At 49.0% G+C, this 9790-nt stretch carries 13 protein-coding genes; 5 read left to right on the top strand and 8 right to left on the bottom strand.

All coding sequences use genetic code 11. The features are described 5' to 3' along the window. From AC6R0L_RS08680 to AC6R0L_RS08650, 7 genes are all read right to left on the bottom strand, one after another. A partial coding sequence (locus tag AC6R0L_RS08680) for a flagellar cap protein FliD N-terminal domain-containing protein (protein ID WP_500628875.1) occupies nt 1-144 on the bottom strand: 144 nt, incomplete at its 3' end. A gap of 20 nt (nt 145-164) precedes the next feature. Beyond that, nucleotides 165-593, bottom strand: a complete 429-nt coding sequence (gene flaG, locus AC6R0L_RS08675) for a flagellar protein FlaG (protein WP_334555239.1) — start codon at nt 591-593, stop codon at nt 165-167. 70 nt (nt 594-663) lie between these two features. Continuing rightward, the gene (locus AC6R0L_RS08670) at nt 664-1797 is read right to left on the bottom strand and encodes a flagellin (protein ID WP_334555238.1); all 1134 of its coding nucleotides are present in this window, start codon (nt 1795-1797) and stop codon (nt 664-666) included. Between the two features lie 253 nt (nt 1798-2050). Further along, nucleotides 2051-3184, bottom strand: a complete 1134-nt coding sequence (locus AC6R0L_RS08665) for a flagellin (protein ID WP_334555237.1) — start codon at nt 3182-3184, stop codon at nt 2051-2053. 269 nt (nt 3185-3453) lie between these two features. Beyond that, a complete protein-coding gene (locus AC6R0L_RS08660) occupies nt 3454-4587 on the bottom strand; it encodes a flagellin (RefSeq protein ID WP_500628871.1) in 1134 nt (377 codons plus the stop codon). A gap of 127 nt (nt 4588-4714) precedes the next feature. Continuing rightward, nucleotides 4715-5617, bottom strand: coding sequence for a Dyp-type peroxidase (locus AC6R0L_RS08655; RefSeq protein ID WP_500628870.1), 903 nt, complete (start codon nt 5615-5617; stop codon nt 4715-4717). 119 nt (nt 5618-5736) lie between these two features. Further along, nucleotides 5737-6216: a DUF2919 domain-containing protein gene (locus AC6R0L_RS08650; RefSeq protein WP_500628874.1), complete on the bottom strand. Its 480-nt coding sequence runs from the start codon at nt 6214-6216 to the stop codon at nt 5737-5739. A gap of 133 nt (nt 6217-6349) precedes the next feature. Between AC6R0L_RS08650 and AC6R0L_RS08645 the strand changes: the two genes are divergently transcribed. Both AC6R0L_RS08645 and AC6R0L_RS08640 read left to right on the top strand, forming a co-directional pair. Further along, nucleotides 6350-6691 carry a DUF2956 domain-containing protein gene (locus tag AC6R0L_RS08645; protein WP_500628869.1) on the top strand — a complete coding sequence of 114 codons (342 nt, stop codon included), beginning with the start codon at nt 6350-6352 and terminating at the stop codon, nt 6689-6691. Then, nucleotides 6675-7034: a DUF4156 domain-containing protein gene (locus tag AC6R0L_RS08640; RefSeq protein ID WP_500628868.1), complete on the top strand. Its 360-nt coding sequence runs from the start codon at nt 6675-6677 to the stop codon at nt 7032-7034. The genes AC6R0L_RS08645 and AC6R0L_RS08640 overlap by 17 nt, the downstream gene beginning before the upstream one ends. Before the next feature lie 47 nt (nt 7035-7081). Here AC6R0L_RS08640 and AC6R0L_RS08635 read toward each other — a convergent pair whose 3' ends face one another. After that, entirely contained in the window at nt 7082-7369 is a 288-nt protein-coding gene (locus AC6R0L_RS08635) for a winged helix-turn-helix domain-containing protein (protein WP_334555233.1), read from the bottom strand. A gap of 200 nt (nt 7370-7569) precedes the next feature. Between AC6R0L_RS08635 and AC6R0L_RS08630 the strand changes: the two genes are divergently transcribed. The 3 genes from AC6R0L_RS08630 to AC6R0L_RS08620 are packed head-to-tail and all read left to right on the top strand — an operon-like array spanning nt 7570 to nt 9786. Next, complete coding sequence (locus AC6R0L_RS08630; protein WP_500628867.1) at nt 7570-7917, top strand: ArsC family reductase; 348 nt, start codon at nt 7570-7572, stop codon at nt 7915-7917. A 58-nt stretch (nt 7918-7975) separates the two neighbouring features. Further along, complete coding sequence (gene dapE / locus AC6R0L_RS08625; protein ID WP_487902623.1) at nt 7976-9109, top strand: succinyl-diaminopimelate desuccinylase; 1134 nt, start codon at nt 7976-7978, stop codon at nt 9107-9109. Between the two features lie 2 nt (nt 9110-9111). Continuing rightward, nucleotides 9112-9786: a M15 family metallopeptidase gene (locus tag AC6R0L_RS08620; protein ID WP_500628866.1), complete on the top strand. Its 675-nt coding sequence runs from the start codon at nt 9112-9114 to the stop codon at nt 9784-9786. The last annotated feature ends 4 nt before the right edge of the window (nt 9787-9790 follow it).

Here is a 9790-nt window from a genome sequence, read left to right as displayed (position 1 = left end):
CCCATAGGCACTGATACTAGACTCAATTTCGGCTCGCTCATTGTCGATACGTTGCTGCTTAGGCACACGCTCCGAATCAACAATTTTGCTGACCATGGAATTGATGTCCATGCCAGTGTTCATCCCAATAGGGCCAAAACTCATTCAATCACCTCGAAGTACGATCACACCGTTTGGTTTACTAAGCCCGATGAGTATCGAGCCGTTTGTTCCCTTAGGCGCCGCAATATTACTAGCATCTCTTCGTCGGGTATCTGGCGGATAATATCGCCAGTACTCGCTTCGTAAATAGTGACCACATCTCTCCCCGACTCTTCATCGACGCGAAAGGACAACCCTTTGTTGATGGACGAAATGAAATCATTCATCTCCTCGACCAAACGTTGCCTTTCTTGGCTATTGAGCTTTTCACGAGCTTTCGCCGCTTCTATCGCTTGCGTGACAGACTCGGCAGACTGCTTGCTCATTTCATGGGTAGAGGCCTTTTCTTTACTTAAAGAAATGGACTGCGCACCATCATACTTAGAAGCAATTTTAGTGCCACTTTCTGAGCCGTAAGGCTGGATGTTCGATGTGTTAGATGGTATGTCCATAACAATCTCCCTTCCACCTCATAGGTCAGTAGCGCATGCTACTACCAATAAGCTCCTGCGAACCTACCGATTAACCTAATAAGCTAAGAGCTGCCGACGGTGACTGCTTAGCTTGCGCTAGAACCGACGTACTCGCTTGCTGAAGAATTTGCGATTTGGTCATCGCTGTCGTCTCTTTGGCGTAATCTGTATCAAGGATACGGCTACGCGACGCGTTGACGTTCTCGTTGATGTTATCCAAGTTACTGATCGCATGACCAAAGCGGTTCTGGAACGCACCGAGTTCCGCGCGCTGACTGTCCACGCTCTTTAGCGCGCCATCAATCACTGACACTGCCAGTTGCGAGCCCGCAACGGTCGTGACATCGACATCTGCGACAGTTTTATCTTGCGCAGCGCCAAAGCCGATCTCTCCACCAAGACCACCGCCAATGGTGACATCACCAGAGACTTTATTGGTCGCAGCGAACAGTTGCAGTTTGCCATCTTCGCCAACCGACGCTTTCACATCTTCACTTTGACCATTGATGTAAGTGGCCAATTGCTCGATGTCATCGCCTTCTTTCGCGTTGATGGTCAAGCTTTTCGCCTCACCGTGCACGTCAGTATAGTCTAAAGTCAGGTCGCTCGCCCCTGCACTCACTGTCCAATCGGGTGTTTTACCCGCCGTAGCAATATACGCTTTACCGCCCATGTCTGCTGTATCAGAACGCATGTTGCCCATGGATAACATCACCGCCTCACCGGAACTGGCACCAATCTGGAAAGACTGGCTACCAAATGAACCATTGAGCAATTTGTTGCCACCAAACGAAGTGGTTTCGGCGATACGATTCAATTCATCGTTCAGTGCCGTGACTTCTTCTTGGATCGCAATTCGCTCTGAACGCGAGTTCGAACCATTTGACGATTGCAGTGCCAAATCACGCATACGTTGAAGGATATTGGTGGTTTCATTCATCGCACCTTCAGCCGTCTGAGCAATAGAGATACCGTCATTGGCATTCTTCACCGCCATGTCAAGACCACGACTCTGAGACGTTAAACGGTTTGAGATTTGTAGACCGGCAGCATCATCACGGGCACTGTTGATTTTGTAACCCGATGACAAACGCTCCATGGATTTCTGCATACCATCCGACGCCCCATTGAGGTAGCGCTGAGCGGTCATCGCAGACACGTTCGTGTTTACGTTAATTGCCATATATTGATCTCCTTTGGCATTAGGGGTGATGCGCTGTCGTGTCTCTCACCTCACTTCGGCGCATCTCATTTCTCTCAGTCTTGTAACGGCGAAGCAAAAAATACCTTTAGAAAAAAAATGAAGTTTTTTTCTCTTTGCCTCACATCCGTACAATTTCGTGAAACTGATCTAACTACCATGAAAATTCTTGCAAACACCAAACGTAAAAAATCCAGCCGAAGCTGGATTTTTATTTGATAAGCGCGGAGGGCGATTAGCCAAGTAGGCTGAGTGCCGAGTTTGGCGCCTGTTTCGCTTGAGCCAAGATTGAACTTGACGCTTGAGACAGGATCTGAGATTTGGTCAGTGCTGTTGTCTCTTTCGCGAAGTCAGTGTCTTTGATTCGGCTCTTCGACGCGTTGACGTTTTCGTTGATGTTGTCCAAGTTGTTGATCGCGTGGTTGAAGCGGTTTTGGAACGCACCCAACTCTGCACGGTGACTATCCACATATTTAAGCGCCGCATCAACAATCGCGACAGACTCTTGCGCGCCGCCTACCGTCGTCACGTCAATGGTGTTCACTGTTACGTCTTGACCTGGGCCCATGTTTAGCTCGCCCGCTAGACCACCAGAGAAGCTCACTGCGCCGTCAACTTTGTTGGTACCTGCAAAGATTTGCAGTTGACCATCTTCATCAACAGAGGCTTTTACCATGTCAGTTTGACCGTTGATGTAAGTCGCAAGCTCTTCAATATCATCCCCTTCTTTCGCGGTGATATTGATGGTTTGTGCTTGGCCGTCGGTGTCAGTCAGGTTGATCGTTAGGTCATTGGTACCCGCTTGAACAGACCAGTCCTTATCTTTACCGTTTTGTGCAACGTAGCTAGTACCGCCCATGCCAACGTTGTCAGAACGCATGTCGTTGAGCGTCAGCATAACGGCTTCACCGTTGTCTGCACCGATTTGGAACGATTTCGTTGCGTAAGTACCGTTAAGCAACTTGTTACCACCAAAAGAGGTCGTTTCCGCGATACGGTTTAGCTCGTCGTTTAGAGCTGTGACTTCTTCTTGAATCGCCACGCGCTCAGATTTTGAGTTCGAGCCATTCGCTGATTGTAGCGATAGGTCACGCATACGTTGCAAGATGTTGGTTGTCTCGTTCATCGCACCTTCAGCAGTTTGCGCGATAGAGATACCGTCGTTCGCGTTACGTACAGCGACATCAAGACCGCGGCTTTGCACATTCAAACGGTTTGAGATCTGTAGACCTGCTGCGTCGTCTTTCGCACTGTTGATTTTAAAACCAGAAGATAGACGCTCCATTGAAGCTTGTTGTGCATTGTTCGCGCTATTTAGGTAACGCTGTGCTGTCATTGCTGCTACGTTAGTATTTACATTCACTGCCATGGTGATTTCTCCAAATTGATTTTCCGATGTATCCGGTTTCCGACGTCTCGGAAAACCAAAGTAGTTCTCTCAAAGTTACTTTTATTAACGGCGTGAGGCGGAAAAGCTTGAGACATTTTTTTTGTTTTTTTCGAAAAAAAGGCAGTTGGGGAGGAAAACGTGATTAACGGGCAATAATCGTTAAAAAATTCATTTTTTCGCTAAAGCTTTATTTAGACCTGTCGATACCTTTCTCTTTTTTGAGATTTTTGTTTTCTCAATAATGGTGATTAATTCAACAGCGTTAATGCCAGATTGGGTTGCTGTTTCGCCTGGGCAAGGATAGAGGTACTCACTTGTTGCAAGATTTGCTGTTTGACCATCTGCGTCGTTTCACGTGCGTAGTCGGTATCCTTAATGCGGCTGTTGGAGGCGGCAAGGTTTTCGTTGATGTTGCCTAGGTTGTTGATCGCATGATCAAAGCGGTTTTGCATTGCGCCTAATTCTGCTCGATGGCTATCGACGTACTGCAGCGCAGTATCAATCACTGATACCGCTCGTTGCGCGCCGCCGACGTTGGAAATATCTAGATTATCGACCGCCTCGTAACCCACCAGCCCCAGTTGCAATTCATTGGCTAAGCTGCCCGAGAAAGTTAAGGTTCCTGATGTTTCTTTACCGGCGATAAACAGTTGCAGTTGCCCGTCGTCATTCACCGAGGCGGAGACTTTATCCGTTTGCCCATTGATGTAAGTCGCCAGTTGCTCTATGTCATCACCCTGTTTGGCTTTTATTTGAATTTGTTCTTGCTCACCTGCGGCGTTGGTGTACTGAATATTGAGCATCGATGCCCCTTGCGAGACCTGCCAATCTGAACCTGCAGATAAGCCAGCACGGTAGCTAAACCCGCCCATCGCTAGGGTGTCGGTGCGCATGCTTTTTAGTGACACCTGAACCGCCTCCCCTGAGCTAGCACCGATTTGAAACGAAGAGGTTTCAAAGCCACCATTGAGCAATTTTCGCCCACCAAAAGAGGTCGTTTCTGCTATTCGATTCAATTCGTCGTTTAAAGCGCCCATTTCTTCTTGTAACGCCTGCCTTTCAGCTTGACTGTTCGAGCCGTTGGCCGACTGCAAAGAGAGGTCACGCATACGCTGTAAGATGGAGGTCGTCTCTTGCATCGCCCCTTCCGCGGTTTGCATGATTGAAATGCCATCATTGGCATTGCGCATTGCAACATCGAGCCCGCGCATTTGTGACTCAAGACGATTAGAGATTTGTAAACCCGCCGCGTCATCTTTGGCGCTATTGATCCGACTGCCCGAAGAGAGCCGCTCCAACGATTGATTGAGCATCTCTGTCGCGCTACTCAAATATCGCTGCGCCGTCATTGCTGACACGTTGGTGTTTACGGTGATCGCCATGATTTCACTACAAATTCAATTAAAGTCCTACAGGTTATATCGGCCAATCACGCCATTCTTTAATGACAAATATGAAAAAGCCGAAGCTGGATGCTTCGGCTCTCGCGTTTAAGCTTTATGAGGGAGATTATTTGACGCTTAACTCCGTCAGCATTGCCTCAGAAGGCGCGAAGAAGTAAGCCCCGGTTACCGCGGTGGTAAAACGCAACAGTTGATCCGTCTTGCCATCTGTCACACCGTACATACTCTCAAGCATCGCTTTGAAATTGTGCAGCGTATTACAGTAAGCAATGAAGAGCAGACCATGCTCACCCGATACTGAACCATACGGTAAGCTGTGACGCACAATTTTCAGTCCTTTCCCGTCTTCTTTGATGTCAACGCGGCCAACATGCGATGCCGCTGGCACGTCATCTAACTCAATAGAATCCGGTTTTGTACGACCAACCACTTTTTCTTGCGCTGACACGTTAAGGCGATTCCATGCAGGTAAATTGTGCACGAAGCGCTGAACCATCACGTAACTACCACCGGCGAATTCACCTTCAGGGATGATCGCCACTTCATGACGTTGCCCCTCTTTCGGGTTTTCTGTGCCATCGACGAAATCGGTCATATCACGAGAGTCTAGGTAGCGGTAACCGTATGTCTCATCCACAATCTCGACCTCATCGGCCACCTCCGCCATCAGCGTACGCAGAAGGTAAAAATGCAGATCATGACGCAGTGAGTGACAGTGAATCAGCACATCGACATCACTGCTTGGCGCCACCACACTTCCCTCTCCCAAAACAGGGAACGGTATCAATTCGCTTGGCATTGGCGCATCGAGCTGCGACCAAAATGCGTGCGTAAACGCAATCGACAGGGTTAACTGTGCGCCCGGTTGCTGCTGATTGAGCTCAGCCACCTTGTGCGGCAGAGCTTGAAGCTTTTCAAGCACCTTTTGCGGATTCTGTTTGATTTTGAGAAGTGTGTATTGAGCAAATGGGCCAGCCTCAGGGAGAATGGCACTTTGTGGCGATGACATTGTTATAACCTCACGTATTTATTGTTCTTTATCCCAGTACGTTGGGAGATCAGTATCTGTTCAATTCTTCTTTAACGGTGAATGCACGATTTAAGTAGATGCCTTTTACGTAGATGCTTTTACGTAGATGACTTGGTTGACTCATTTTCGACGCCAAGCTGAAAGCAATCTTTCACACTGCGACTGTGAATTAGATAGATAATGAGCCAAGTCAGCAATAACCCGATGCCACCCTGTGTCCAACTGAAGGCGCCTTGATGCAAGTATACCTGGTAAGCCCACTGCAACCACTGAGCAACCGCAATGACTAAGGTGAACGGGCGACCGTAATACAACACACGAGTGAGCCAAGTGCGCTCGGGACTGCGCAAACCATAAAGCCACATCAACGCAATCGTCGGCAACCCCATCAGGAAACCAAGATAGAGCCCCGTTTGATTAGGGTACACGATAGTCAGTATCTCACTTCCGGACTCTCGACTGGCGCCAGCGACGACGAAGACAATCCAAGCGCGAGCAAGAAAAAACCACCCTAGCCATAGCCATTTTGGCGCTTTTAAAAAACCGTGTTGATCATAGTGTTCGATGGCGTAACGCACGACGTTATTCATTTTCTAAGACGACTAACCCACACTGTAAAGTAAAAGCCGCCACTTTGCGACCCGCAAGCCCCCACAAGCCAAAGCGGCGTGCTATGATAAGCCTTTGTTTACTTTCTCAATGAAGACAGCCATGAAAACCAGCCCTTCCCCTTCACCTGAAACCAAGCAAGACGCGCTAGCCATCGCAAAAGCGACGCAAAAGCCGGGACAGACCAAAGAGCAAACCAAACTTATTGCTCAAGGGATCGAGAAAGGCATCGCATTGTATAAAAAACAGCAAAAAGAGAAAGCTCGCCAAGCGGATAAGGCTCGTAAGAAAAATCAGAAAGCCAAAACCGCGCCGACACAGGAAGTGGCGCTTTCCCCTGAACCACAATCGGTTCCTTCTCGCTCAAAGATCAACACTTGGCTCCCTTGGGGGCTACTTATCATCAGTTGGATAGGATTTATTGCTTATGTCGTTAGCCAATAAACATCGCACTTTACTTAACTATTGCGCGCTCACCTTTTGCGGACTTGCATTGGTAGGGTGCGCGTCACCGAGCATGAACCTCAACCCTGCGGCGCAGCACGTTCATCTTCGCCAAGATGCCACCTTTGATCCTTTGCGATGTCAGTTCCTTGGTGAAGTGACCGGCAGTGAAGGCCATTGGTACAGCTACTGGTTCTTTGCCAACGATGTGATGATCCAAGGTGCAACCAATGACATCAAAAACCGTGCTCACGCACTAGGCGCAAACACGGTGTATATGGTTTCTCCGCAAGATTTCGTGACCTCATTTACACTCATGGGCAACGCCTATTTGTGTCCGTAAACGAGTACCTAGTATGAGCGGTGCCCCGAGCGGGTTCCACTCACTGGCTAAGCTTTAAAGCCCAAACTGGCCGCGATGTCTGAGCGGCGCTCAATCACCCACTGGCTGTCAAACGGCCCCCAGTCTGAAAGCTGGTAATAGCCGTCATTATGACGGCGTCCATCTTGGACAAACATCAATTCAATACCGATACCGGGCAACGCTTTGATCACATCTTGTATGGTGCGGCGTGGCCACCCCGTCTGTTCAATCAACTTGGGGACATTGGGCCTTTCTAAATTTTCAACGAGCAGTGCAAGATACAGGCGTCTTGCAAACACAGGACTCAACTCCATTGATAACCTCCTAAAGATTTCTATGGTCATTATTTCTGTTTTGCCTGGCGATGTGTTGCGTTTGATCAATAACTCGACAATCGAAATTCGTTGCAACACATTTTTTTTGCTCAATGAAATATATCGATCACACTTTTGTCTCGTTGCTCAGTTCCTGCTACGATGCGAAAACAATAAAAACAGTCATAAAAAGGTAAGTCATGACCATCACTATGTACGGAATTCCTAACTGCGATACGATCAAAAAAGCCAAAAAATGGTTGGAACAACAAGGCATTGAGTACCAATTTCATGACTATCGCAAACAAGGCATAGAAACGGAGCTCGTCGAGCGCTTTTGCCAACAGCTTGACTGGCAGCAAGTGCTCAACAAACGCGGCACCACATACCGCCAACTCAGCGATGAGCAAAAAGTCACTTTAGACAAAGAAACGGCCGTGTCGCTGCTCGTTGAGATGCCAGCGATGATCAAACGTCCGATTCTCGATGTCGACGGTACGCTCCACCTTGGTTTCAAAGCAGACCAGTACACAGCGATTTTTTCGTAGAATCCCTCATATTGCATCACCCACATTGTATTGAAATGAATAATTAAGGAACTCAAGGATGACAGATAGCCCAACATTGGCTCTCGCAAAAGATTTAATTAGCCGCCAGTCGGTGACCCCAGAAGATGCCGGCTGCCAAGATGTAATGATTGAACGCTTAAAAGCCTTGGGGTTTGACATCGAAGTAATGGTATTTGAAGACACCACTAACTTCTGGGCAAGACGAGGAACTGATGCGCCGCTGTTTGCCTTTGCAGGCCACACCGACGTCGTGCCTGCGGGTAAGATAGAACAGTGGCAGACGCCCCCTTTTGAGCCGACCATCAAAGATGGCGTCTTATTTGGTCGCGGTGCAGCGGACATGAAAGGCTCACTGGCCAGTATGATTGTAGCAGTGGAGCAGTTTATTACTGAGCATCCTGATCATAAGGGGTCGATTGGTTTTTTGATTACCTCTGACGAAGAAGGCCCCTTCATCAATGGCACAGTGCGCGTGGTTGAAACCTTAATGGCACGCAATGAGCGCATTGATATGTGTATCGTTGGCGAACCATCCAGCACAGACATCGTTGGCGACGTAGTGAAAAATGGTCGTCGTGGCTCCATCACCGGCGATTTGACCGTTAAAGGTATTCAAGGCCACGTTGCCTACCCGCATCTTGCCAAAAACCCAGTGCATGAGTCGCTGCTCGCCATTCATGAACTGGCCACGACAGAGTGGGACCAAGGGAACGATTATTTCCCACCCACCAGCTTTCAGATCCCCAATGTGCACGCAGGTACCGGAGCTTCTAACGTCATCCCGGGGGAGTTCAACGTTCAGTTTAACTTGCGTTTTAGTACCGAGCTCAATAACGACACCATCGTCAAACGCGTCCACGACACATTAGACAAGCACCAACTCGACTACGATCTGAAATGGACATTCAATGGTGACCCGTTCCTAACCGATACCGGTGCGCTACTTGACGCTGTTGTGGATGCGGTGGATGCGGTCAACCAAACGAAACCGCAACTCCTCACGACTGGCGGCACCTCAGACGGCCGATTTATTGCCCGAATGGGAGGGCAAGTGGTTGAGCTTGGTCCGGTCAACGCAACCATCCACAAAGTGAACGAGTGTGTAAAAGTCGATGATCTTGAAAAGCTGACATTGATGTACCAGAAAACGCTCGAAAATCTGTTGGTGTAGTCATGACGCCCTCGCAACTGACCGGCAAAGCCTCCGATCACCTGGAAGAGGTGTTGGTGGGAGAAAAAGCGTTTCTGGTGCACCCGAACGCCACACACGCCTTGCTGAAGTTAAGAAAAGCGGCGCTTGAGGCTGGATTTGACCTGTGCGTTGCGAGCGGTTTTCGGGATTATGATCGGCAAAAAGCGATTTGGAATCGAAAAATGAGCGGAGAGGCTGCCGTGCTCGACAGCCACAGCCGTCCGCTCGACGCTCAATCGCTCACCATTGCAGAGCGCATCCATATCATCATGCGCTGGTCAGCGGTGCCAGGCGCGAGCCGCCATCATTGGGGTACGGATTTCGACGTGTATGCACGTAACTTACTTCCTCGGCATACTTCTCTAAAACTGGAACCTTGGGAATATCACACCGGTCACCAGCAACCTTTCTATCTGTGGCTTAGTCACACCCTGCAGGACTACGGTTTTTTCTTCCCCTATCACACCGATCGTGGCGGTGTCGCTCCCGAGCCTTGGCACATCAGTCACCGCGCGACTGCAGATGCTTGCCTTAGCCACCTCACCCCAGCCTTGCTGACTGAGCAGTGGCACGATCCCGAGCTACTGGGAAAAGAGTACCTGATCTCAAACGTCGATACGCTGTATACTCAGTTTATCACCAATATTAGCGCGTAGGCTT

The sequence above is a fragment of the Vibrio sp. R15-SG3-ISO1A genome (assembly GCF_059833955.1).
This window is presented reverse-complemented; position numbering and strand designations above follow the sequence as displayed.

Bases quoted from the DNA above. Each gene is read 5' to 3' on its own strand.
- flaG (WP_334555239.1), bottom strand. From the start codon at position 593: ATGGACATACCATCTAACACATCGAACATCCAGCCTTACGGCTCAGAA.
- AC6R0L_RS08670 (WP_334555238.1), bottom strand. From the start codon at position 1,797: ATGGCAATTAACGTAAACACGAACGTGTCTGCGATGACCGCTCAGCGC.
- AC6R0L_RS08665 (WP_334555237.1), bottom strand. From the start codon at position 3,184: ATGGCAGTGAATGTAAATACTAACGTAGCAGCAATGACAGCACAGCGT.
- AC6R0L_RS08660 (WP_500628871.1), bottom strand. From the start codon at position 4,587: ATGGCGATCACCGTAAACACCAACGTGTCAGCAATGACGGCGCAGCGA.
- AC6R0L_RS08655 (WP_500628870.1), bottom strand. From the start codon at position 5,617: ATGTCATCGCCACAAAGTGCCATTCTCCCTGAGGCTGGCCCATTTGCT.
- AC6R0L_RS08645 (WP_500628869.1), top strand. From the start codon at position 6,350: ATGAAAACCAGCCCTTCCCCTTCACCTGAAACCAAGCAAGACGCGCTA.
- AC6R0L_RS08640 (WP_500628868.1), top strand. From the start codon at position 6,675: ATGTCGTTAGCCAATAAACATCGCACTTTACTTAACTATTGCGCGCTC.
- AC6R0L_RS08635 (WP_334555233.1), bottom strand. From the start codon at position 7,369: ATGGAGTTGAGTCCTGTGTTTGCAAGACGCCTGTATCTTGCACTGCTC.
- AC6R0L_RS08630 (WP_500628867.1), top strand. From the start codon at position 7,570: ATGACCATCACTATGTACGGAATTCCTAACTGCGATACGATCAAAAAA.
- dapE (WP_487902623.1), top strand. From the start codon at position 7,976: ATGACAGATAGCCCAACATTGGCTCTCGCAAAAGATTTAATTAGCCGC.
- AC6R0L_RS08620 (WP_500628866.1), top strand. From the start codon at position 9,112: ATGACGCCCTCGCAACTGACCGGCAAAGCCTCCGATCACCTGGAAGAG.